This window comes from Rickettsia senegalensis, assembly GCF_056135685.1.
Genome location: NZ_JBVYTQ010000001.1, coordinates 254,778 through 278,323 on the forward strand (window position 1 = coordinate 254,778; position 23,546 = coordinate 278,323).

Consider the following 23,546-nt stretch of genomic DNA (forward strand, 5'->3'; position numbering starts at 1 on the left):
AACTAAAGACTCTTTTCTTCTATTATAGGATTAAATATGTAAATTACATATCAAATCTTAATCCTGCCATTAAGTTATTACCTTTATAACGGGTTCCACCAAATTTATATTGAACTCCATCAAGAGTTTTAGTGGTGTTTTTTGTTTTACCGTAATCTGTCCAAGCATAAACGAGTTCTGCTTTCACGCCTTGTGCTACTTCAAATGAAGTACCTAAAGATAATTGATAAGCAAAATTTGTTTTATTTTTAATAGTTAGGTTAGGATCATTAAGAGTTGTAGTTCTACTACTAGCAGTTGTAACAACATCTTTTCCTATAATTTTCTCTTTTACCATTGCAAGCCCAGCACCAGCACCAGCAAAAACTTTAAACATACTTAAATCAACAAAATCTACATAACCGTTAAGTAATGCACTTACAATAGTAGGCTTATGTTTTACTGACTGAGTTAAACTACCTCCTGAGCTATTTTTTTCAGTTATTGATTTTTTCAAATGAACATTTGTTACTGTTCCAATTGTTAAATCGGTTCTTAAATTATCCATGATATAATAACCTACTCCGATATTACCAGTAAAACCTGTGTTAGATTTTAATTTAAAATCTGTACCTTTAGGCTTTGTTTTGTTAAAAATCACGCCACCGGCATTAAGTTTTAAATACCATTGATTTTCCATAGATGATGACATCGATGAATTAGTAGATGAATCTATAGAAGAATTCATATCGCAATCAGCGCATGAAAGACCGGAAGTTAAAAGTGCTGTGCTTGCAGCTGCTATTAAAAGTAATTTTTTCATATTGTTAAATTTTTCCTTTAAATTTTATTAGTTGTTAGTAAAAACGATATTAGATAATAATTTTTACCTAAATTCGATAAAAATAGTTTTAAATGACATTTCTGAGTTGTCATCCTAGCTAATTGCACGGGTTGACCTCATCGTCATTGCGAGAAGAAGTTGCAAGTCTTGACGAAGCAATCCAGTAAAAAATTCTGATTTACAGAATTTTTTTATTATTTTTTCTAGATTGCCACGCAGCCTATGGCTGCTCGCAATGACGACTTACCTAAAACTATTAATATTCTTGTTAATTATATATCAAATCTTATACCGGCTGTTAAGTTGTGGCTTTGATAACGCATGCCACCGGTTGGTACACTTGTTCCTTGGTAAATTACATTCTTACTTTTTGTTCTACCGTCATCTATCCAGCTATAAGCTAGTTCTGCTTTAACACCGTCGGCGATTTGTGCAGAAGTACCTAAAGTTAGCTTGTAAGAGATATTAGTTCTGTTTTTAGTGTTAGATGAAAGACCTGTTATACCATTATATGTAATTTTCTCTTTAACTAATGCAGGACCAACACCGGCACCGGCAAAAACATCAAACATATCAAAATTAGTTAAATCTACATAACCGTTAATAAGTAAACGTGTAATAGTAGGTTTATGGCTTGCTGAAGTGTTAGTAACGGTAAAAGGTGTATTAGTCGCAGCTCCAGATTTCTTTAATTTTCCACCTATTATAGTACCTAAAGTAAAATCGGCTCTAAAATTTTCGGAAATATAATAACCGATACCTAAATCAACAGGAACAGTTGTATTAGATTTTAATTTAACACCAGTTGCCTTATCTTTTTCTTTATTAAACATTGTTGCACCGGCATCTATTCTTAAATACCAATCATTACCCATGTCATCAGCAAATGATATACTAGAAGATAAAATTGTTGCACTTGTAGCAGCTATTAAAAGTAACTTTTTCATGGTTAGCACCTCAAATTAAATAATTAAACATTATCTTTATTGGCATATATAACATATTATATTTTTTAGTTCTATATTTAATCGGTAATTAGATTCATATAATAAAGCTTTTATAAAGTTTTGTGACAAAAGAAACACACGTATTTAATTCATATTATTTATATATTTATTAAACTTATTTTTCTCATCTTTAAATTTATCGGCATCAGGCAAGGCAGGCTTTTTCTTGGTAATATTTTTCCATCCTTTATTTTCTATAAAATCTTTTGCACGTTCTACCCATTCTATTAACTCCGGTGATTCGGGTTTGATAGCATCTATAGGACAGTCAGGAACACATACACCGCAATCTATACATTCATCAGGATTGATAACTAGCATAAATTCACCCTCGTAGAAACAATCTACAGGGCATACGTCAACGCAATCGGTATATTTACATTTTACGCATTCATCAGTTATAACATAGGTCATTTTGTTATCTGTTTTTGATTTTGTCGATTAATATAGAAGCTCTTAAAAGTAATACTAATAGAAAATATAATATAAAACTGATAAACATGATAATTAAAGGCTTTAGCATTGAAGAGTGAATAGTTGGACTCCCTAGCCTTAAAACACTAGCAGGCTGATGCAGACTATACCAAATATTTACCGAGAATTTTACTATCGGTATGTTAATCAGTCCGATAAGAGCGATAATAGAAGCAGGATTTTGTGCTTTTCTTATATTATCCGCACTATTTACTATGATAATATAGCTTAGATATAATAAAAATAATATGAGCATAGAGGTAAGTCTTGCATCCCATACCCACCATGTTCCCCATATAGGTTTTCCCCATAAAGAACCTGTTACTAAGCTAATCAAAGTAAAAGTAGCTCCAACGTAACTAGAAGCTACGGCTAGCAAATAGCTAATAGTAGTTTTCCATACTAAATAACTAAAGCTACATGCTGCCATGAAAATATAAATACCAAGGGCCATCCAAGAAGCAGGAACATGAACATACATAATGCGTACAAACTCCCCTTGTTGATAATCTACCGGCGAAACTATTAGAGCTAAATAAAGACCTATAATCATCATGACAAAAGTAGATATAGCTAATATAGGTATTATAACCTTTGATAATTTATTAAAATAATAGGGGGTTAATAGTTTTAACATGTTTTCTTACTTCTTTATGTCATTCTTGCGAGAGGCTTGCGTGCGTGGATACCTAAATCGTCATTGCGAGAAGAATTACGTAGTAATTCGACGAAGCAATCCAGTAAAAATGCTGATTTACAGAATTTTTTTAATCTTTTTCTGGATTGCCACGTCGCTTCGCTCCTCGCAATGACGACTGGGAGTCCACGCAAGCAAGCCTTTCTCGCAAGGCGTTGTTGCGTGGAGATTAAAAAAAGTCAATATAGCGCTTAGAGTATAAAAATAATTAAATTTTATATAATTCTAAAAGCTATATTGAGCTTTCCCAAGGGCAATCATTTCATTTAATATATTTATCTTAGTAATTACTTCGTTTTTTCTTCCTTTCTCTGTTTTTTGTTGTAAGTTAAAGCCAAACGTTCGCTTCAACCTAAACATAAACGATTCAACCCTTGACCTTTGATGATAGCCGCTATTAATTTTCCATGCTTTTAAACCTTCATCAAAATTTTTATATTCTCTAATTCCTTTTATTACTTTATCTCTGTAAGCTAAATGTTCTTTCTCTACCTTGCTTTTATTCTTTAATTCATCTTGTGACTTAGATGTTCGTGCTGGGGGCATTAAATCTTGTGCTCCCCAATCATATATTATCTTTCTAAACTCCTGCGTATCATAAGCTCCATCTGCTATAACGGTTTTAGCTTTGCCTGTTATCTCTTTGCTCATATCACCAACAACTTCACAGTCGTTTGTGTTACTATCCGTATAGGCTACAGATAGTACTTCCATACTATCTAAATCGACTGCTACATGTATCTTCTTCCACTGTTCTCTCTTACGATATAATCCATCCTTACCGTTATAATCCATCCTTACCGTATTTCCTTTGATGCCACCCACTGGTGCTATATACATTTACTCCGGTACTATCAAATACTATCTCTTTCCCTGAACCTTTCTCTTGTACTCCAATATTTTTTACTCGTAACTTTAGCTTACTAGCGATTCTTGATGCATGGGCATAATCCGGTATTCTTAAATCCTTACCCGCAAATATTTTGCTAAACATTCCTTCTGCAAATCCGCTTGTTGCTCGCCATGGCAATCTTAATAACAGCTTAATTGTTAGCAAATATTCATACATCTTGCTATTATATCTTCTCGCTCCTCCTTGCCTCTGTCCCCTCCATAATATAACTCTTTTAAATATTCTTCACAAAATGTGAAAATTATTGTTCCTCTTTTCTTTAAACTTCTGTTATATTCTTTCCAGTTGCAAACTTTTTGTAGCTTTGACATACACACTTGTGGTTAAGTTTTTTGTCGATTTACTACTTTTCTTAGTTCGCAGCTACTTTTTTTATATCTACGCAACAAGGTCTTGCAGGAATGACGGTTTTGGTATCAACAATTCTACCATGATTATCGTATCCTCTTAAAAAACTCTTTCATTAATAGCCTCGAATCTTCCGCAAGAATTCCGCTATATATTTCCGGTCTATGAAAACAAGCACTACTGTTAAAATATCGTAAATTACTTTCGACTGCTCCGTGCTTGGAATCAGAAACCCCGTAAAATAAACGTTTTAACCTGCTATGAGCTATAGCCGCTGCACACATGGCACAAGGTTCTAAAGTAACGTAAATATCATAATCATTTAAATTTTTAGAAGATATAAGATTGCATGCTTCATTAATAGCAATAATTTCAGCATGATAAAGAGCGTTATTTTTTTCTTCGGTATTATTATGACTACTAACAATGATTTTTTGATTTAACCTATCTACAATCACCGCTCCGACCGGAACTTCATTTTTATCAAAAGCAATCCCTGCTTGTTTTAAAGCTTGCTCCATGAAAAAATTATTAAAATCCGTTTTTTTATCTAACAATATATTCACGGTAATTTACGTGTTCTTCGATTCCAAAAGGATCTTGGTGGATAATTATTTCAGCCTCTGGAAATTCCTGCAATATTTCAAAAGCGATCTCATCGCTAATTTTATGAGCATTATAAAGCGACATATTGCCGTCCATTTCCAAATGACACTGAATAAAAGCTTTTTGAGCGGCATATCTAGTTTTCATTTCGTGCATACCTTTTACGCCTAAATGGTTATTAACTATCGAGATAATTTTTTGTCTATCTTGCTCAGGTAATTCATGATCGACTAAATTTTTAAATGCCTTTTTAAATAAAGAATAAGAAGAGTGAAATATATATAACGAAATAACTACACCAAATAATGGGTCAGCAAACCAAAAATAATCACTTAAATTTATAGAGATAATTACTATAACATTAGTTAATAAGTCTGTAAAATAATGAAGTTTATCGGCTTTTACTAACTCCGATCCTGTTTTTTTAATTACATAAGTTTGATAAAGTACTAAAATAATTGTTAAGAATATACATACATGCATTACCGTAGTACCGTCACTGATATTCTCCGGTTTTGTTTTTTCAAATAAAGATTTAACCGAAGAAAAGCCTACAAAAAAAGCTGAAGCAAAGAAAAATATCGATTGAGAAAAAATTGTTAAATCCTGCATTTTTTCATGCCCGAACCTGTGATGATGATCGGGCGGTTGCAGGGCAAATCTTAAAGCTATTAGATTAATAAAGGAAGAAGTTATATCAAGCATTGAATCAATTAAAGAAGCAAGAATTGATTGCGAATCGGTAACAACCCAAGCGTATAATTTTATACTTAAAATAATTAATGCCGTAGTAACCGATAAATAAGATACCGATTTTATTAACCGATTACGGCTATTAGTATCCATAACGAATCTTTCCAATTTATTTTTTGTAGTTTAACAAAGAAAATATAAAATTCAATTATAATTAGGTTCCGTGAACAAAATTAAAAATAATATTTTAAAATATAAATAATTTAAATTCTGTTTATAGAATCTAGTTTTAACTTTACAAAATTCTAAAAACCATATACTTATTAAATTATATATTTAATAAGAGAGAATTTATATGAAACTATTATCTAAAATTATGATTATAGCTCTTGTAGCTTCTATGTTACAAGCCTGTAACGGTCCGGGCGGTATGAATAAACAAGGTACGGGAACACTTCTTGGCGGTGCCGGCGGTGCATTACTTGGTTCTCAATTCGGTAAGGGCAAAGGACAGCTTGTCGGAGTAGGTGTAGGTGCATTACTTGGGGTAGTTCTTGGTGGACAAATAGGTAAAGGTATGGATGAGCAGGATAGAAGACTTGCTGAACTCACTTCACAAAGAGCTTTAGAAGCAGCACCTAGCGGCACTAGCGTAGAATGGCGTAATCCGGATAACGGTAATCATGGTTACGTAACACCTAATAAAACTTATAGAAATAGCACTGGTCAATATTGCCGTGAGTACACTCAAACAGTTGCAATAGGCGGAAAACAACAAAAAGCATACGGTAACGCATGCCGCCAACCTGACGGACAATGGCAAGTTGTGAATTAACTGTCATACCGTGGCTTGTCCACGGTATCCAGAAAAACAACAACTTATAGTGTACATTTTTTACTGGATCCTGTGAATAAATCACGGGATAACGATTCCTAAGGAACAATCTATGACTTTCATAATAACAAGTACGGCGTTTAAGCATAATGAGCGTATTCCTGATAAATTTACTTGTAAAGGACAGAATGTTTCTCCGCATTTAGAGTGGAGTGATGCTCCTATAGATACTAAATCTTTTGTGCTTATCATGGATGATCCTGATGCACCAATAGAAATAGTACCACCGCATGGTATATGGAATCATTGGATAATATATAATATTCCTACTTCTATTACTGAGCTTTCAGAAGGACAAATAGATAGCAATATTAAAACTTTAAATAATAGCTGGAAAGAAAAGAAATACGGAGACCCTTGTCCGCCTGCCGGCAAACCTCATCGTTATTTTTTCAAACTATACGCTTTGAATGATTATCTTGAGCTTGATGAGAATGCTAGCAAGCAAGATTTAGTGCTGGCTCTACAGAAACATTTACTAGCTGAAACTGAATTAATTGGCATTTATTCTACATAACCGTCATTGCGAGCAACCATAGGCTGCGTGGCAATCTCATGAAATAATAACAAACTCCTGAGATTGCTTCGACGAAACTTACAGTTTCTTCTCGCAATGACGGAACGTTCTACGCAGGGATGACAAGAGTGAACTGACACATGCAAAAACCTATAATCGAGTTTCGTAACGTATCTAAAAAATTCGGTAATAAATTGCCGATAAATAACGTTAGCTTTACCGTCAAGAAAAACAATATCACTACTTTAATCGGACCTAACGGTGCAGGTAAAACTACCATAGTACGGTTAATGCTTGGGCTTGAAAAACCTACAAACGGCGAGATTATAATTGATCCCAAATTAAAAATCGGATATGTACCGCAGAAGTTCGGATTAACCCCTGATTTACCTATTACAGTAAAAAAATTTTTAGATTTGTTAGCACCTAGTAATTTTAATAGTAATATTAAAGAGATTAACTCATTTATTGATTTGGAACATATAAAAGATCAAGAAATTTCTAAGCTCTCAGGAGGGCAGTTTCAAAAGGTAGTTCTTGCATGTTCAATAGTTAATAATCCTGACTTAATTATTTTAGATGAGCCGCTGCAATCTTTAGACGTAACAAGCCAGCAAGAATTTTATCAACTTATTAATCTGATTCGTAAAAAGCTAAATATTACGGCCTTTATGGTCTCTCACGATTTATTTACCGTAATAAAAAACTCCGATCAAGTGATATGCTTAAACGGTCATATATGTTGTAGCGGAATACCAAACGAAATAACTCCTAACTCTGAATTTTCAAATGCACTTTCTTCTCTAGGCTTCTATACCCACCACCACGACCATAGGCATTAGACTTATTTCAAATATTGCTTTAAATATCTACCGGTATGGCTTTCCGCACAAGCAGCGATATCGGCAGGAGTACCGCATACAACTATCTTACCGCCTTTGTCACCGCCCTCAGGACCGACATCAATAATATAATCTGCCGTTTTTATAACATCTAAATTATGCTCGATAACTAAAACAGTATTTCCCATATCAACGAGTTTATGCAAAACTTTCAGCAATTTATTAATATCGTCAATATGTAGCCCCGTAGTCGGCTCATCAAGTATATAAAGCGTTTTACCGGTTGAACGTCTTGATAATTCTTTAGCAAGCTTAACGCGTTGTGCTTCACCGCCTGAAAGAGTAGTAGCAGACTGACCGATTTTAATATAGCCTAGACCCACTTCATTTAAGGTAATTAGTTTTTCATAGATTAACGGGATTTTCTCAAAAAATTGCATTGCATCTTCTACTGTCATCATCAAAATATCGGCAATAGATTTGCCTTTATATTTTATTTCAAGTGTTTCTCTATTATATCTGTGACCATTACAAATATCACATTTTACATATACGTCAGGTAAGAAGTGCATCTCTATTTTAATCAGCCCGTCACCTTGGCATGCTTCACATCTACCGCCTTTAACGTTAAACGAAAATCTGCCTACTTTATACCCTCTAGCTTTTGATTCAGGTAATTCCACAAACCAATCCCTAATATGGGTAAAGGCACCTGTATAAGTCGCAGGGTTTGAACGAGGAGTTCTACCTATCGGGGATTGATTAATATCGATAATTTTATCAATATATTCAAGTCCTTTTAATTCTCTATATTTTCCCGGAAATACTTTGCTAGTCGGCTCTAAATGCTTTAGAGCCGCTTTATATAGAGTATGAATCATCAAGCTTGATTTACCACTTCCCGATACTCCCGTTATAGCGGTAAACGTACCAAGCGGAATTTTGATATCAACATTATCTAAATTGTTAGAAACCGCCCCAAGTAATTCAATTGACCTATTATCATGCCCTACTCTTGTTTCAGATGGTACTTTGATTGTTTGACGACCGCTTAGATACCTACCTGTAATACTTTCTTCAAAATTCTTTATTTCTTCTGCATTGCCTTCTGCAATAACACGACCGCCGTGAATACCGGCTCCCGGTCCTATATCAATAATATGATCAGCTTCATACATTGTTTCTTCGTCATGCTCGACTACCAAAACGGTATTACCTAGATCTCTAAGCCTTTTTAGTGTCTCAATTAATCTTGTATTATCTCGTTGATGAAGACCGATAGACGGCTCATCAAGTACATATAAAACACCACTAAGCCCTGATCCTATTTGAGATGCAAGACGAATACGCTGACTTTCCCCTCCCGATAAAGTACCTGCTTCTCGTGATAACGTTAGATAATCAAGCCCAACATTCATAAGAAATTTTAATCTCTCAGTAATTTCTTTGAGTATACGCTCAGCAATAAATAATTGCTTTTTATTTAATTTTTCTTCTAAGTGACTAAACCATTTTTGCAAGGCTGCAATACTCATACCTGCTACTACGCCTATATGAAAATTCGCTATTTTAACGCATAATGCTTCGTCTTTTAATCTAAACCCTGAGCAGGCAGTACATTTATGTTCTGACTTAAATTTAGCTAGTTCCTCTTTAATTAAAACCGACTCTATAGTACGGTCCTTTTCCTGCAAACTTGGTATTATACCGGCAAAAGGTTGTTTTATTATTTGCGTTTTAGAACCGTCGTGAAACTCAAATTTTATTGCTTCTTCTCCTGAACCTTCAAATAAAATATCCTTAACATTTTGTGATAAACTTACAAAAGGTACTTCAATAGAAAATTTATAATGATCGGCAAGAGCCTTTAATGTCTCTAGGATAAATTTAGAAGATGTGCTACCCCAAGGTACTATTGCACCGTCTTTAATGGAAATTCTTTGATCTGGAACAATTAATTCTCTATCAAAGAAAAACTCCTTACCTATTCCTTCACATTTAGGGCATGCTCCAAAAGGGCTATTAAAAGAAAAAATTCGAGGCTCTATTTCAGTAAGCTGAAAACCGGATACCGGACAAGAATATTTTTCGGAAAAAGTAATGCGCTGATTTTTTTCAAATTCGGTCTTAACTGCCGGCGGTAATTCTACAATTTCTAAATAAGTAATACCTTCGGCAAGATTTAACGAACTCTCTAAGCTATCTGCAAGCCTATTACCTAAACTTTTGTCTAGAACTATTCTATCAACGATGACTTCTATATTATGCTTCTTATTTTTATCAAGTTTCGGTAAATCATCAATTTCACAAACTTCACCGTTAACTATTAATTTCTGAAAGCCTTGCTTTTTCAGATTCATAATTTCACGTTTGAACCCCCCCTTATGTCCTCTAACAATAGGAGCAAGTAAATATACTTTCGTGCCTTTAGGTAGTTCATTAATTATATCTACCATCTCAGAAACTGTTTGGCTATGTATCGGAAGACCGGTTGCCGGAGAGTAAGGAATACCCACCCTTGCATATAATAACCTAAGGTAATCATAAATTTCCGTTATAGTTCCAACCGTAGAACGAGGATTTTTAGAAGTAGTTTTTTGGTCAATTGCAATAGCAGGCGATAATCCGGAAATAGATTCTACATTCGGTTTATTTTGTAAATGCAAGAATTGCCTTGCATATGAAGATAAGCTTTCAACGTATCGCCTTTGACCTTCTGCATAAATAGTATCAAAAGCTAAAGAAGACTTGCCTGAACCACTAAGACCGGTGATAACAACAAATTTATTCCTTGGAATATCAACATTTATATTTTTTAGATTATGCTCTTTAGCACCGCGTACCTTAATATATTCTTGGTTCATAATCACTTCGCTACAAAATTTTTGAGATATTTTTTAAAAAACCTGTAGTATTATAGGCTCTTTTATTTTATTATTGCAATAATAATATTTTAAAATAGGTAGTAATCTATGGCAGGTAGTTTAAATAAAGTAATATTAATAGGTAATGTAGGGCGTGATCCGGAAATTAGAACTACGGGCGAAGGGAAAAAAATCATTAATCTTTCCTTAGCAACAACCGAAACTTGGAAAGATCGCATTACCAGCGAACGAAAAGAACGAACTGAATGGCATAGAGTAGTGATATTTAGTGAAGGATTAGTATCTGTTGTAGAACGCTATGTTACAAAAGGTAGTAAATTATATATTGAAGGTTCATTGCAAACCCGTAAGTGGAATGATAATTCAGGTCAAGAAAAATATACCACGGAAGTTGTGTTACAAAATTTTAATTCACAATTAATATTATTGGATAGTAAAAACTCTAATAATCATACTCAAGATTCAGGGCATAGCGGATATAAACATCCTGAAGCTAAAAATCATTCCTTTGACCATAGCGACCTAGACGATGAAATACCGTTTTAATAAAAAAATCAAGGATATACATAAATGTCAACATTAAATAAAAACAAAATTATAACGCTATTAATTATTTCTATACTAATTTTACTAGGAGTAGGAATTTATAAGCACAAAAAATGAAATAACTATTATAAGCAATTAATCTCAAAACTTGGGTCTGTTTGTAATCCTACATGTGTGACGACCGAATCCACTCCCTGCCCAGTAACATATTGTAATACTAATCTCTTGAATTTAAACTCTAACTTTAGAGGGGTGCTTATTAAAGATAAAAATAATTTAAATATTTTATTAAAAGCTAAAGATGATGTAAGTAATTATATTGCAGACACTCTTGAATGGGAGCCACATCTCCAAAATGCATTGCGTCAAATAATAAAACCACGAGATAAAGTACTAGTCCTAGGGGCGCATATCGGTATACATGCAGTTCTTATTAGTAAGCTAGCAAACGAAGGACAAATTTTAATCTTTGAAGCTAATCCTTATGTGTTAAAGTTTTTAGAAACTAATTTAGTTTTAAATAATATTACTAATGCTAAAATATACCCTAAAGCCGCATTCTCTGAAAATACTACAGTATCTTTTTTAGCAAAAGATACTGGTAATACCGATGCTTCCCATATTAAAAGACTCGACACCACACAAAAAGAGGAGCTTATTACAGTTGATGCAGTAAATATTGACAGTATAAAAGAAATTCAAACTATCGATATCTTACAAATGGATATTGAAGGTGCTGAAGAAAATGCCGTTTATGGAGCTCAAAAATTAATTGATCGTTCTCCGAACTTAACTGTTTTCCAAGAATGGTCACCATTTTGGATGAAAGATATAGATACCTATTTAAAGTTTTGGAGTTCTAGAAATTATAAGATTGTTCAAATTACTTTAAGTGGCGGTTTAAAAGAATTAACATATGAAGAACTAAAATCTTCAGGACAGATCGATATTATTATGACTAAGGATTTAGAAAAACTTATCAGTAATTTTAAACCTCTGTAATAATGAAAAAAATTATTTGGGCAATAATATTTTTAATACCAACATTTCTTTCAGGCTGTTCTACTACTCATGATGTCGCTAGCAGAGTAAAACATTCGCAAGATATAGCTAATCAAAATAACTTTCGGATGCAGCTAGTAAACGGTAGTGATTTTACTCTTACGATTTATCAACGTATTACCGCTAGTCACCTACCTTTTGTATTCTATATTGAGGGAGATGGGCATCTTGCGGATGGCGGCGTTAACTCGGACAACCCTACCCCTGTTAATCCGACGCTCTTAAAGCTTGCTACAATGGATAAAAGACCAAATGTTGTTTATATAGCACGACCTTGTCAATATACTCCTTTAGAAATGAACCCAAAATGCATTAGCGATTATTGGTTAGATAAAAGAATGGGGCAGGAAGTCGTAGATTCAATTAACAATGTCATAAATATTATCAATAACGGACAAAAATTTAGCTTAGTCGGCTTCTCCGGTGGGGGCGGGCTTACAATATTAATTGCCGCTCAAAATAACAATGTTAAAGATATTATAACGATTGCCGGTAATTTAGATACTGAAAAATTTGATAAATATCATAATTATCGTGGTTACTTAGTTAAATCGTTAAACCCGATAAATTATGCAAAGCAAGTTAATAATATCCCTCAATTACATCTCTCCGGCATGAATGACAAAAGAGTCCCGCCTTTCATAGCAGAATTTTACGTAAAAACAAGTAACTCACCATGTGTAAAAAAGCAAACTTTTCCTAATATTTCTCATGCAAAAGGTTGGGATAAAGTTTGGTCTAATATATTAGATACTCCTCTAATTTGTAATTAAGCATTAAGAAATATTATTAATCTATTTAAAAATCCTTTATTGACTTTTATACAAAACAGCATAATTCTTTTTACAATTTAATTTTTTATACAAGAATTATGCTAGGCTACGAAAAAGAACAAAAAAGTTTGACAAAAGAACAGAAGCAAGCCGTAGGGTTGTTATCTATAGGAACCTTATTGGAATATTTTGATCTTATGCTTTATGTGTAGAAGTCAAGATTTAATCTTACAGACATTATAAAAATTATATCTGAATGTCTGATAAGTTATGACTGTCAGATGAGTATTCAAGATATAAGATTTCGTTATTCTTTTCAACAGCTAACTTTTTACTATCCATAAAAGTCTGCATAGGTGTTTTTCCATAGCAATATTTACCGGAATGCGGTCTTTCATTATTATAATATTCTAGCCAAATATCAAGATCTAGTTGTAGATCATCAAGATCAGTATAGATCTTTTTACGCATAGCAGTATCAAAGAATTCTTGTTTCATAGTTTTATTAAAACGTTCACACATACCATTTGTTTGAGGAGAATATGCTTTAGTAGTAGTATGCTCAATACCCTCAATGCTTAAGAACAATTCAAAAGCATGATGTTCTATATTACCTTTATACCCACCACCTCTATCAGTTAAAATACGAAGTACTGGTATTTGCTGACTCTCATACCATGGTAACACTCTATCATTAAGCATGTCAGCAGCGGTAAGTGCTGTTTTATCAGTATATAGTTTAGCCTCTGCAACCCGAGTGTAACTATCAATAAACACTTGAGAATATACCTTGTCTATGCCTTTAAAATTACCTACATAATATGTGTCTTAGCTGTAATAGTTGAGATTTAATCTTACATTTAGTAAAATTAAGATAATATTAAATGGAGGATTAGAGATGAATCTAAATCAAAAAATAATAAAGCCAAAAATAGGATTACTAGAATTAGCTAGGAGTCTTGGTAGTATATCGTCAGCATATAAAGCTATGGGTTACAGTAGAGACAGTTATTATAGGTTTAAAGAGTTATATGAAACAGGAGGAGAAGAAGCATTATATGAGATTAGTCGGAAGAAGCTAATTATAGCGAATAGAGTTGATCCTGCCGTAGAGAGAGCAGTATTAGATATGGCAATAGAATACCCCGCTTATGGTCAGCTGCGAGTATCAAATGAGCTTAAAAAGACTGGTATTCTTGTATCACCTGGAGGAGTTAGATCTATTTGGCTACGTAATGATTTAAATAATATCAATAAAAGACTTAAAGCATTAGAAGCCAAAATGGCTCAGGATGGTATTGTTCTTACCGAAGCTCAGTTACAAGTATTAGAGAAACGGCGTAGCGAGAAAGAAGCTCATGGTGAGATTGATACACAGCATCCAGGTTATCTAGGATGCCAAGACACATATTATGTAGGTAATTTTAAAGGCATAGGCAAGGTATATTCTCAAGTGTTTATTGATAGTTACACTCGGGTTGCAGAGGCTAAACTATATACTGATAAAACAGCACTTACCGCTGCTGACATGCTTAATGATAGAGTGTTACCATGGTATGAGAGTCAGCAAATACCAGTACTTCGTATTTTAACTGATAGAGGTGGTGAGTATAAAGGTAATATAGAACATCATGCTTTTGAATTGTTCTTAAGCATTGAGGGTATTGAGCATACTACTACTAAAGCATATTCTCCTCAAACAAATGGTATGTGTGAACGTTTTAATAAAACTATGAAACAAGAATTCTTTGATACTGCTATGCGTAAAAAGATCTATACTGATCTTGATGATCTACAACTAGATCTTGATATTTGGCTAGAATATTATAATAATGAAAGACCGCATTCCGGTAAATATTGCTATGGAAAAACACCTATGCAGACTTTTATGGATAGTAAAAAGTTAGCTGTTGAAAAGAATAACGAAATCTTATATCTTGAATACTCATCTGACAGTCATAACTTATCAGACATTCAGATATAATTTTTATAATGTCTGTAAGATTAAATCTTGACTTCTACAAAGCCATACCACCATACTTTGATCTCCATTTATAAAATGTCGCTGATGGTATTTTGTGCTCTCTCAGTATAGACGCTACAGGCATCCTACCGCTCGCTTGCTTTAAGATAGACATGATTTGGCTATCACTGTGCTTTGATATTGTCATTTATAGAATCTCCTCCTTTGTTTCTAGAAAATTCTACTCCTTTTGTCGATTGTTTTTGGGGGGGTGCCAACAAATGAAGGGATGTTCTGGTCTAGACACGCTATAATTGTTTGATCATCACTTATATTTACCGGATTTTTTGAAGAAAACATATCTGCTTTCATAAGTATACTTCATAAAATTTTATTGGTTGTATTATATAGCTCTAATTGAACTGAGCTTTGTGTTTTCAACCAAATTTTTTGAAGCATTATAAATTAAAAGTTATTATTTTCAATTATTATTTTTATTCTGAATTTAAAATTAGATTATTTGAGGTAATGAGTTTATAGAAAAATATAGAATGGTGACCCCTACGGGGCTCGAACCCGTGTTCCCACCGTGAAAGGGTGGTGTCCTAACCGCTAGACGAAGGGGCCTTTAAAGTAGGCAAATAGATATGTTAGTCATACCGTGGCACTACGGCCGGCTTAGTTTTTTTGTTGTCATTCCGTGTTTATTCACGGGATCCAGTTAAAAATATTAGTATTAGTATTAGTATTAGTATTAGTATTAGTATTTTTAGTTTTTTCTGGATACCGTGGACAAGCCACGGTATGACAGTGATGGAATTAATCTACGACATGACAGTAAGTTAGAAGTTTTATACAACAACTTTGCCAATATTGCAAGTATAAAATTATAGGTTTACCTTAAGCTTAACACTACCTTGATGGCTTCTATAATGTTTATTTAGATAATAATTATAATCCAAAGAAATAGTAGTATTCTTGATACTGCCTATAATACCCGTTCCTAAATTATAGGATGTTTTCGGTTGTTTCGGTATTGCATAATTTTGCTTAAATTCAGTATCAAATATTTTAACAACTCTATTTATTCTTTGGGTTTTCTCTTTAAAATTATGTTCTACCGCTCCTTGGAATGTTAGACCTAAATTATTAAATTTTAGAACATCTTTTAAAGGTACTTTGACTTTAGTACCGACAATTCCGGACAATATATTATTCTCTTTCGTTGTAAGAGCTATTTCTTGTACGTTAATACCGGTTTCATTATATACTCCATCTCGTGACTTCCCATATCTCAAGCCAATATTTGGGGTAATAATAAGCTTGTTCTGCAAAAGATAATTATAATTCAGTAATGCTTCCGCATTATAACTATGATTGCGATGTTTTACATTACTTCTAATTTTAGTATCACCATATGAATAAGTTGTATTATCTTTAATAAAGTTTTTAGAAGCAGATACTAAAGCTTGTAGTGCAAAATTCCTCGGTAATTCTTTTTGTCCGTAAATAGAAACCACATGACTATCAATAAGTTCTTTGTCATTATTTTTGCTATTTTTAAATTTAAATACTGAGTGAACATTACTGTAAGCTATACCTAGAATATTATTGTCGATTTCAACATCAAGCCCAATAGTAGCACCTTTGTTAGTACCTCTATAACCGGTCATATTTTCTACGCGTCCATGATTATTAGTGCCGTACATACCACGCATCCACAAACCTCTTTTTATACGAGATTCTTCTTCATCACCGGCTCCTACCGCTACCATATTATTAGACATATTCATAGATGTATCTAATCTGTTACGAATCATATTATTTACAATAGCATTAACAACTTTCGCTTGATTTAAAGTAGGAGCATTTTCTGAAATTTGCGTTTGCATTTCTTTTTTTGCTTTCTGTTTAAGAGGAATAGCCGTATCAACTTCCGTTATTTTAAGGTTACCCCCATCGGAATCGGATAATTGCTTTATTATTTCTTCTTCCTCTTCAAATCCTGAATCATAACTTTTTTCATCTTCGCTACCATCGCCTAATGCTAAACATTCCTTTTCGCTACCATCACTTAATGCTAATGCACACTCATTACTTGATACAGGTAGTGCAAGTAACCCTTTATCTCCTGCTTTTGGAATACCAGATTCTGTTACTTCTGTGTCTTCTTGTTCTTCATTGCCTGCAGGTAAGGTAGATTCTGATTTACCATCCGACGCTGAAATTTTATCCATTTCACGATTGAGTTTTTCAACCTCCTCATCTAGACTACTGACTAAAATTGCAATATCTTCGTCTGAATTATATTGTGGATCCAAGGATATAGGAATTTCTGCATCGTATTTCTTAAGCTCTTTATTTATTGCTTCAAAAGAAAAAGCTTGATCAAATGCTAACGGGTCTTTTTCAGCTCTACTCAAAATCTTACTTACAAGTTCTTCTTTTTCTCTCAGCACTTCAATCTGCTGAACGATTTGAGCAGCTCCTGGGCTTGTCCTTGGCAATTGTTCCAGTTCTTGCCTTTTAACTATTACTGCCATTTGATATATCCGTAGAAGAGCTAATTTAGTTTCGCTTGAATTTTTATCATTACTATTGGCTATCTTTGAGCTTGACTGGTCCGGAGTTGGGCAGCTATCCTCGGCTCCATATCTATGACCCACTCCTATATCTCCTGTATTATCCCATGATAAATCTTCATTACTACCAAATATATTTGGGCTACTAGCTGAAACTGAACGTGAAAATACTGGCTTATCCTTAACTGAATAGTTGTTTCCATTATTTGGTAAATCAAGTACAGCATATATCATCTCTGTATCTTGTGGTCGTGAAAACACCGGCCTATTTGGGACTGAATAAACCTTATCATTAAACAAATAAGATGTATGTTCTTCCATACTTGGTTGCACCTCTCGTTCTAACTGTAACTGTTCTTTCTCTAGATCTATATGTTTTGTAGCTAACTCCGTAAGTTCTGGATCATTATCTAAGTCTGTATTTGGATTTTGATTATGTTTTTGATTACGTAATGCGCGATATTCTACTTCAACATCTTTCTTAGAAGCAATCACTTTTTGGAGCTTCTCATCTAAAGCATCATATTCTCTTAGAGGCGCAAGCTTTGCTTCAAGTGCGAGGTCTAAATGTTCTAAAGGTTTTCGTACATTATTATTCTTTCTATTATTCTTTTTGTTATCCTCTAAAGCTTCTTTAACTAATTCTATATCTGCATCATATTTTTCCAATAATTTATTCACCAATGCTATTGGTTCTTTTACTTCATTATCATCAGGATTATTTATTTTATGTATAATGGCTCGGTCTAATACCATTTTAGCTTCTTGCTTTCTTTTTTCTAAGCCTTTGAGTAAGTTATTCAATAATACAGGATGCTCTCTACTATCTGCCCTAACAACTGTGTCTAATGTCTGAGTAAGATTATTTTGATACCCTAAAAATTCTAAAGCATTTAAATCAAACAAAACTCCTCGGCGAACTTGTGTATCTGCTCCTATCTCTTTCAACACTTCTTCTTTTCTTCTTTCAATATCACCTAATTTTCTTTCTATTTTTGTACTATATTTTTCTATATTTTTCTGGTCATTTATTAATACTTGTTGTAATTCTTGAGAAATTTTAATTACTGCCTGTTGATTATTATTTATTTCTTGTAAAGCTCTATTACGTGATTTTTGATCTAAAGAAATAGTTGTTTTCTGTATTTCCTTTCTCTTCTGTTCTAAGTCACTTATAAGTTGAGCTGCCTTTTCTATTAATTTACTATCTACGCTTAAAATAAGCTCCTTATGATGCCCATTTCCCGAACCTTGACCAAATCCCCCCTCTTTATCTACTGTTCTTTGCTTTGAGGTTTCTCCATCTCTTTTCCTTTTACTGCTTTCTGCATGATATGTTTCTTCAACTCTTTTCCTTTTTCTGTTCTCTGCATCATTTGTTTGTAAAATTGACCCTACTTTTGATACAGCTCTCTTTATTATATTACCTTGTTTTTTCTTACTAGAAACTGAATAAGTACTTTCTTCAGTTAAAGTTTCTTGAGGTACATTTTCAGCCTTTGTATTCATTCTTTGGTTATACGCTGCATCCCAACTCGCTGATAGTTGCACGAAATCATAGGCTGATGACAAATTTTGACCTTCCAAACTCTTAAAACTTGAATCCATACTTTTAGGGTCCGCTACTTCTTGATTCGACAACATTACTGTATAAAGTTGGTGCTGAACTTTTATTGGTTCTAAGTACTCATCTTCATCCTCCGGCAAAGTTCTCTGAAACTTATCACTTAATTGCATGGTTGGCTTTGCTGTTAGCGACTGGTTAGAAATAGTAACAGCAGAAGAAGTTGTTGACAGAGCAAGAGCTAGTCCCTCTGGTTTTTTTATATTTTCTTCAATCTTATCATTTGTTACTATTGCAACATGATTATCCGTTTGCTCTTGCAGTTTTTTTAGCTTTGTTCTACTTGCTTCCTTTTTTGCATCATTCAATATTTTTTGAGCTTCATCTGCCGTCGCTTTTATATCTTTTTCTTGCTTCTTTATTTTCGATAATTGATTTTGCGCTTCTCGTCTTTGCTTTTCATCCTCTATAGCTCCTACTTTTAATTCTAATTCTTGCGACCTGTTCGATGTTGTATTAGTATTTGATATTTGTTGCATTTTTTTTGCAATGTCTTCCCTGATTCTTACTATATCTCTTGCTTTTTCTTTTTGATGATTTTTTTCTTTTCTTTTCTTTTCTCTTTCAGTTCTTTGCTTACCCTCCGCTTGTTGCTGTTTTTTTGTTTTTTCCACAGCAATATGTTGTTGATTGCGTTCTAATTGAACTCCCTCTCTTTCACTTATTAGCTCTTTGGATTCTGCACTATTTCTTTTTACTTCATTTGCTTCCGCTCTCTTTTTATCGACTACAGCTTGTCTAGCAGCATTGACTTTCTGCTGTCGAGTAAGCACCTCTAGTTGTTGCTGCTGATTTAAGAATGACCCAGCCGGCGACATTTCCGTAACCGGAGCTTTTGCTTGAGGTTTTATTAAAACTACCTTATTTACTGAAATATCTATTTCTTCAGATAACCTATTTGCTTCGTTGTTTTTATTTGTTAACTTTTGCTGAAGTTCATCTATTTTTTTATTATTTTCTTTTAATTTTACACTATCTTTATCCAATTCACGCTTATTTTTTACTTCTCCTATCTTTTTGTTCCAACTGGTTAGACTCTTATTTTCTTCATCTAATGCTTTTATTTTTATTCCTATCTCTTCAGCTTCTAACTTTAGTGCTTTTGTTTTTTTCTGTGATGAAACTATCTGTTTTTGTAGCTGTTGTAACGGTTTTTTATTTTTTTTACCTTGGGTATTTTTAATTGTCGATTCTACGTCAGCTAACTTGCTTCCTAGCTTCTCATTAACTCGTAATGTATTATCTACCATTTTCTTTGCAACTTCGGCACTGCTCAACAGGGGTTTTGGAGGAACTGAAGGTTTAGCTTGTGTACTAGGTTGTACTGTATGTTGTGGCTCGTTACTAAATAATAGTTTTCGTACCACCTTTGGGTTTGTGTTTGGCGGTGTCTCAGCTCCCAAATTATCATTTGGTTTAGAATCTGGAGTAAGCTGATACGGGGTCGCCGGTGTTGATGGAGTACCGGATGCCGTAGTATAATGTTCTGGTGATGTCAGGGTAGTATTTGGTGTATTAGGTGCAGTGACAAAGCCATTTGAAGCTGGGCTAACAGTAGGCGAAGATGCTGTTATTATAATTTCTGGTTTTTGAGGCGTTTGCTCTGTCGGTTTAGAAGTATAATTATTTTGATTTTGCTCTACTTTTTCAGTACCTACAAATGTTTTGCTTCTAGTAGGTGGTCGTACTCCTCTTGCTTTTCCGACAACAGACTTACTACGTGATACCTTTTTATAATGATCCTCTATAGGAATATCTTTTAATGGATTAGAAGGATTAAATGCTTTAGATTGCTTAGATATTTCCATTTCTCTTATTTCAGATGAAGTATATGTGTTTCTTTCCGGTTCCGGTACAATCACTGTTCCTATCTGCTGCGGTGTATTTGTCGTATCTCTATTTCCGTTTGATTGTGACAATCTGAGCGATAATTTCTTTTCGGGTGCGTCACGAAATAATGCTTTTTGATTGCTGCTCGCCATACCCTCAAATGGTATTGCGATTATCGCTCCTACTGAAATAGAGGCCAGAAGAGAATATTTTAAAAATCTTGATTTTTTTAGTAAATTTTGTTCTGTTAACTTATTCATTACAAATATCTCAATTTAAATTAAAATTTTATATACATAAACGTTGGGCATTATAATAAATAAGTTAGTAAAAAGCAATATATAAGTTAATTTAACTTAACTTATAATTACGAGAGAATTTTATTCTAATTATTGAAAATATAATAGATATAACGTATAATACATTTTTAACTTTCAATTGAAAATGCTACAATATTTTAAAATAACTTTGGAAGCAGAGTATAATAATTTAAATATTTGGTATTTTGTTAGTTTCATTATGGTATTATTGTTTATTTTTCGCTTGATTTTGAGCTTTCATTTACAACAATTTTTTTCATTTTTTGTGCTTGCTTAATATTAACCTTTACTAGAAATTCTAATATATTTTTACAGTTTACTTATTGGATGATTATTGCTTTTATTTTTGGCGTATTTATTTCTAAATATCGTATGACAAATTTACACGACGAAGCACTTCATAAACCAATAATAACAAAAATTAGCAGCAATGTAGAATCGATAAACCGACTATTATAGGAGGACAAATAGTATTAAACAACATTAAGATTGAAAAAATTAACCGTAATTTACAAAAAGTTAAATTAGTATATCAAAAAATATATACAAGAAATTAGGATAAATGACAGAATTACTTTGCTTGCTAAACTCTATAAGCCGCAAAACGCTATACTCCCCGGGGGGTATGATTTTGGTTTTTACGCTTATCTATCGGATATAGGGGCAAACGGTTATGCCATGTCGCAGCCACAAATTATAGAACGTAACGAGACAAATTTTGATAGTTTTATTTATAGAGTGTGTATCTTTATTTATAATAATTTAATAGACAAGCTAGGAAAAGATAAAGGGAATTTTGCAGCTGCGATATTACTCGGTGAGACGAAAGGTTTAAACAGGCAAATAATGCAGGATATGAGGCAAAGCGGTATATCACACGTGCTTTGCGTTTCAGGTTTGCATTTATCTTTAGTTGTGATGATTATTTGTAATAGTTGAGATTTAATCTTACATTTAGTAAAATTAAGATAATATTAAATGGAGGATTAGAGATGAATCTAAATCAAAAAATAATAAAGCCAAAAATAGGATTACTAGAATTAGCTAGGAGTCTTGGTAGTATATCGTCAGCATATAAAGCTATGGGTTACAGTAGAGACAGTTATTATAGGTTTAAAGAGTTATATGAAACAGGAGGAGAAGAAGCATTATATGAGATTAGTCGGAAGAAGCCAATTATAGCGAATAGAGTTGATCCTGCCGTAGAGAGAGCAGTATTAGATATGGCAATAGAATACCCCGCTTATGGTCAGCTGCGAGTATCAAATGAGCTTAAAAAGACTGGTATTCTTGTATCACCTGGAGGAGTTAGATCTATTTGGCTACGTAATGATTTAAATAATATCAATAAAAGACTTAAAGCATTAGAAGCCAAAATGGCTCAGGATGGTATTGTTCTTACCGAAGCTCAGTTACAAGTATTAGAGAAACGGCGTAGCGAGAAAGAAGCTCATGGTGAGATTGATACACAGCATCCAGGTTATCTAGGATGCCAAGACACATATTATGTAGGTAATTTTAAAGGCATAGGCAAGGTATATTCTCAAGTGTTTATTGATAGTTACACTCGGGTTGCAGAGGCTAAACTATATACTGATAAAACAGCACTTACCGCTGCTGACATGCTTAATGATAGAGTGTTACCATGGTATGAGAGTCAGCAAATACCAGTACTTCGTATTTTAACTGATAGAGGTGGTGAGTATAAAGGTAATATAGAACATCATGCTTTTGAATTGTTCTTAAGCATTGAGGGTATTGAGCATACTACTACTAAAGCATATTCTCCTCAAACAAATGGTATGTGTGAACGTTTTAATAAAACTATGAAACAAGAATTCTTTGATACTGCTATGCGTAAAAAGATCTATACTGATCTTGATGATCTACAACTAGATCTTGATATTTGGCTAGAATATTATAATAATGAAAGACCGCATTCCGGTAAATATTGCTATGGAAAAACACCTATGCAGACTTTTATGGATAGTAAAAAGTTAGCTGTTGAAAAGAATAACGAAATCTTATATCTTGAATACTCATCTGACAGTCATAACTTATCAGACATTCAGATATAATTTTTATAATGTCTGTAAGATTAAATCTTGACTTCTACACTCATCTGACAGTCATAACTTATCAGACA

General features: G+C 33.4%; 20 protein-coding genes, 1 tRNA gene and 3 pseudogenes. 10 read left to right on the forward strand and 14 right to left on the reverse strand.

Going from position 1 to position 23,546, the window contains the following annotated elements; genetic code table 11:
* Positions 1–43: 43 nt before the first annotated feature.
* The 9 genes from AC0ODJ_RS01300 to AC0ODJ_RS01340 all read right to left on the reverse strand — a co-directional run bounded on the left by AC0ODJ_RS01300 (position 44) and on the right by AC0ODJ_RS01340 (position 5,714).
* Positions 44–802: an outer membrane protein gene (locus AC0ODJ_RS01300; RefSeq protein WP_218459825.1), complete on the reverse strand. Its 759-nt coding sequence runs from the start codon at positions 800–802 to the stop codon at positions 44–46.
* A gap of 293 nt (positions 803–1,095) precedes the next feature.
* Entirely contained in the window at positions 1,096–1,770 is a 675-nt protein-coding gene (gene adr, locus AC0ODJ_RS01305; RefSeq protein ID WP_218459827.1) for an adhesin Adr, read from the reverse strand.
* Positions 1,771–1,914: 144 nt separating this feature from the next.
* Complete coding sequence (fdxA, locus tag AC0ODJ_RS01310; protein WP_040256521.1) at positions 1,915–2,244, reverse strand: ferredoxin FdxA; 330 nt, start codon at positions 2,242–2,244, stop codon at positions 1,915–1,917.
* A 4-nt stretch (positions 2,245–2,248) separates the two neighbouring features.
* Entirely contained in the window at positions 2,249–2,941 is a 693-nt protein-coding gene (locus AC0ODJ_RS01315) for a heme ABC transporter permease (RefSeq protein WP_218459829.1), read from the reverse strand.
* Positions 2,942–3,226: 285 nt separating this feature from the next.
* Positions 3,227–3,796: a transposase gene (locus tag AC0ODJ_RS01320; protein ID WP_474464679.1), complete on the reverse strand. Its 570-nt coding sequence runs from the start codon at positions 3,794–3,796 to the stop codon at positions 3,227–3,229.
* On the reverse strand, positions 3,786–4,070 hold the full coding sequence (locus AC0ODJ_RS01325) for a transposase (protein WP_474464682.1): 285 nt from the start codon (positions 4,068–4,070) through the stop codon (positions 3,786–3,788). Before AC0ODJ_RS01325 ends, AC0ODJ_RS01320 begins: the two co-directional genes overlap by 11 nt.
* Positions 4,052–4,225, reverse strand: a complete 174-nt coding sequence (locus AC0ODJ_RS01330; RefSeq protein WP_474464565.1) for a hypothetical protein — start codon at positions 4,223–4,225, stop codon at positions 4,052–4,054. Before AC0ODJ_RS01330 ends, AC0ODJ_RS01325 begins: the two co-directional genes overlap by 19 nt.
* A gap of 123 nt (positions 4,226–4,348) precedes the next feature.
* Positions 4,349–4,828 carry a nucleoside deaminase gene (locus AC0ODJ_RS01335; RefSeq protein WP_218460714.1) on the reverse strand — a complete coding sequence of 160 codons (480 nt, stop codon included), beginning with the start codon at positions 4,826–4,828 and terminating at the stop codon, positions 4,349–4,351.
* On the reverse strand, positions 4,809–5,714 hold the full coding sequence (locus AC0ODJ_RS01340; RefSeq protein ID WP_218460715.1) for a cation diffusion facilitator family transporter: 906 nt from the start codon (positions 5,712–5,714) through the stop codon (positions 4,809–4,811). The genes AC0ODJ_RS01335 and AC0ODJ_RS01340 overlap by 20 nt, the downstream gene beginning before the upstream one ends.
* A 202-nt stretch (positions 5,715–5,916) precedes the next feature.
* On the opposite strand from AC0ODJ_RS01340, the gene AC0ODJ_RS01345 reads away from it, so the two are divergent.
* From AC0ODJ_RS01345 to AC0ODJ_RS01355, 3 genes are all read left to right on the forward strand, one after another.
* Positions 5,917–6,396 carry an RT0821/Lpp0805 family surface protein gene (locus tag AC0ODJ_RS01345; RefSeq protein WP_218460716.1) on the forward strand — a complete coding sequence of 160 codons (480 nt, stop codon included), beginning with the start codon at positions 5,917–5,919 and terminating at the stop codon, positions 6,394–6,396.
* Positions 6,397–6,508: 112 nt separating this feature from the next.
* Positions 6,509–6,973 (forward strand): YbhB/YbcL family Raf kinase inhibitor-like protein, encoded by a 465-nt coding sequence (locus tag AC0ODJ_RS01350; RefSeq protein ID WP_218460717.1) that lies wholly within the window; start codon positions 6,509–6,511, stop codon positions 6,971–6,973.
* 140 nt (positions 6,974–7,113) lie between these two features.
* Entirely contained in the window at positions 7,114–7,815 is a 702-nt protein-coding gene (locus AC0ODJ_RS01355; RefSeq protein WP_218460719.1) for an ATP-binding cassette domain-containing protein, read from the forward strand.
* Positions 7,816–7,817: 2 nt separating this feature from the next.
* Here the strand turns inward: AC0ODJ_RS01355 and uvrA are convergent, their stop codons facing one another.
* On the reverse strand, positions 7,818–10,679 hold the full coding sequence (uvrA, locus tag AC0ODJ_RS01360) for an excinuclease ABC subunit UvrA (protein WP_474464693.1): 2,862 nt from the start codon (positions 10,677–10,679) through the stop codon (positions 7,818–7,820).
* Between the two features lie 108 nt (positions 10,680–10,787).
* Here uvrA and AC0ODJ_RS01365 point away from each other — a divergent pair, with 108 nt between their 5' ends.
* From AC0ODJ_RS01365 to AC0ODJ_RS01380, 4 genes and pseudogenes are all read left to right on the forward strand, one after another.
* Positions 10,788–11,246: a single-stranded DNA-binding protein gene (locus tag AC0ODJ_RS01365; RefSeq protein ID WP_218460721.1), complete on the forward strand. Its 459-nt coding sequence runs from the start codon at positions 10,788–10,790 to the stop codon at positions 11,244–11,246.
* A gap of 252 nt (positions 11,247–11,498) precedes the next feature.
* Positions 11,499–12,248: an FkbM family methyltransferase gene (locus AC0ODJ_RS01370; RefSeq protein WP_474464697.1), complete on the forward strand. Its 750-nt coding sequence runs from the start codon at positions 11,499–11,501 to the stop codon at positions 12,246–12,248.
* A 2-nt stretch (positions 12,249–12,250) separates the two neighbouring features.
* On the forward strand, positions 12,251–13,081 hold the full coding sequence (locus AC0ODJ_RS01375; protein WP_218460723.1) for an alpha/beta hydrolase family protein: 831 nt from the start codon (positions 12,251–12,253) through the stop codon (positions 13,079–13,081).
* A 98-nt stretch (positions 13,082–13,179) separates the two neighbouring features.
* A pseudogene (locus AC0ODJ_RS01380) lies at positions 13,180–13,290 on the forward strand (MFS transporter); the annotation flags it as partial.
* A 37-nt stretch (positions 13,291–13,327) separates the two neighbouring features.
* Here AC0ODJ_RS01380 and AC0ODJ_RS01385 read toward each other — a convergent pair.
* Positions 13,328–13,909 (reverse strand): annotated as a pseudogene (locus AC0ODJ_RS01385) (integrase core domain-containing protein); the annotation flags it as partial.
* 70 nt (positions 13,910–13,979) lie between these two features.
* Between AC0ODJ_RS01385 and AC0ODJ_RS01390 the strand changes: the two are divergent.
* Complete coding sequence (locus tag AC0ODJ_RS01390) at positions 13,980–15,065, forward strand: IS481 family transposase (protein WP_474465637.1); 1,086 nt, start codon at positions 13,980–13,982, stop codon at positions 15,063–15,065.
* A gap of 43 nt (positions 15,066–15,108) precedes the next feature.
* Here AC0ODJ_RS01390 and AC0ODJ_RS01395 read toward each other — a convergent pair.
* The 3 genes and pseudogenes from AC0ODJ_RS01395 to AC0ODJ_RS01405 all read right to left on the reverse strand — a co-directional run.
* A pseudogene (locus AC0ODJ_RS01395) lies at positions 15,109–15,252 on the reverse strand (transposase); the annotation flags it as partial.
* Between the two features lie 344 nt (positions 15,253–15,596).
* A tRNA-Glu gene (locus AC0ODJ_RS01400) sits at positions 15,597–15,671 on the reverse strand.
* 260 nt (positions 15,672–15,931) lie between these two features.
* Positions 15,932–21,340, reverse strand: coding sequence for an autotransporter outer membrane beta-barrel domain-containing protein (locus tag AC0ODJ_RS01405; protein WP_474464700.1), 5,409 nt, complete (start codon positions 21,338–21,340; stop codon positions 15,932–15,934).
* Positions 21,341–22,078: 738 nt separating this feature from the next.
* On the opposite strand from AC0ODJ_RS01405, the gene AC0ODJ_RS01410 reads away from it, so the two are divergent.
* Both AC0ODJ_RS01410 and AC0ODJ_RS01415 read left to right on the forward strand, forming a co-directional pair.
* Positions 22,079–22,339, forward strand: a complete 261-nt coding sequence (locus AC0ODJ_RS01410) for a ComEC/Rec2 family competence protein (RefSeq protein ID WP_474464702.1) — start codon at positions 22,079–22,081, stop codon at positions 22,337–22,339.
* A gap of 53 nt (positions 22,340–22,392) precedes the next feature.
* A complete protein-coding gene (locus AC0ODJ_RS01415) occupies positions 22,393–23,478 on the forward strand; it encodes an IS481 family transposase (RefSeq protein WP_121834048.1) in 1,086 nt (361 codons plus the stop codon).
* Positions 23,479–23,546 lie beyond the last annotated feature (68 nt).

Excerpts from the sequence above, each read along its gene's own strand:
- AC0ODJ_RS01300 (WP_218459825.1), bottom strand. The coding sequence starts at position 802 with ATGAAAAAATTACTTTTAATAGCAGCTGCAAGCACAGCACTTTTAACT.
- AC0ODJ_RS01365 (WP_218460721.1), top strand. The coding sequence starts at position 10,788 with ATGGCAGGTAGTTTAAATAAAGTAATATTAATAGGTAATGTAGGGCGT.
- AC0ODJ_RS01415 (WP_121834048.1), top strand. The coding sequence starts at position 22,393 with ATGAATCTAAATCAAAAAATAATAAAGCCAAAAATAGGATTACTAGAA.
- AC0ODJ_RS01315 (WP_218459829.1), bottom strand. The coding sequence starts at position 2,941 with ATGTTAAAACTATTAACCCCCTATTATTTTAATAAATTATCAAAGGTT.
- uvrA (WP_474464693.1), bottom strand. The coding sequence starts at position 10,679 with ATGAACCAAGAATATATTAAGGTACGCGGTGCTAAAGAGCATAATCTA.
- adr (WP_218459827.1), bottom strand. The coding sequence starts at position 1,770 with ATGAAAAAGTTACTTTTAATAGCTGCTACAAGTGCAACAATTTTATCT.
- AC0ODJ_RS01350 (WP_218460717.1), top strand. The coding sequence starts at position 6,509 with ATGACTTTCATAATAACAAGTACGGCGTTTAAGCATAATGAGCGTATT.
- AC0ODJ_RS01340 (WP_218460715.1), bottom strand. The coding sequence starts at position 5,714 with ATGGATACTAATAGCCGTAATCGGTTAATAAAATCGGTATCTTATTTA.
- AC0ODJ_RS01405 (WP_474464700.1), bottom strand. The coding sequence starts at position 21,340 with ATGAATAAGTTAACAGAACAAAATTTACTAAAAAAATCAAGATTTTTA.
- AC0ODJ_RS01375 (WP_218460723.1), top strand. The coding sequence starts at position 12,251 with ATGAAAAAAATTATTTGGGCAATAATATTTTTAATACCAACATTTCTT.
- AC0ODJ_RS01330 (WP_474464565.1), bottom strand. The coding sequence starts at position 4,225 with ATGTCAAAGCTACAAAAAGTTTGCAACTGGAAAGAATATAACAGAAGT.
- AC0ODJ_RS01320 (WP_474464679.1), bottom strand. The coding sequence starts at position 3,796 with ATGGATTATAACGGTAAGGATGGATTATATCGTAAGAGAGAACAGTGG.
- AC0ODJ_RS01390 (WP_474465637.1), top strand. The coding sequence starts at position 13,980 with ATGAATCTAAATCAAAAAATAATAAAGCCAAAAATAGGATTACTAGAA.
- fdxA (WP_040256521.1), bottom strand. The coding sequence starts at position 2,244 with ATGACCTATGTTATAACTGATGAATGCGTAAAATGTAAATATACCGAT.
- AC0ODJ_RS01355 (WP_218460719.1), top strand. The coding sequence starts at position 7,114 with ATGCAAAAACCTATAATCGAGTTTCGTAACGTATCTAAAAAATTCGGT.
- AC0ODJ_RS01325 (WP_474464682.1), bottom strand. The coding sequence starts at position 4,070 with ATGTATGAATATTTGCTAACAATTAAGCTGTTATTAAGATTGCCATGG.
- AC0ODJ_RS01410 (WP_474464702.1), top strand. The coding sequence starts at position 22,079 with ATGTCGCAGCCACAAATTATAGAACGTAACGAGACAAATTTTGATAGT.
- AC0ODJ_RS01345 (WP_218460716.1), top strand. The coding sequence starts at position 5,917 with ATGAAACTATTATCTAAAATTATGATTATAGCTCTTGTAGCTTCTATG.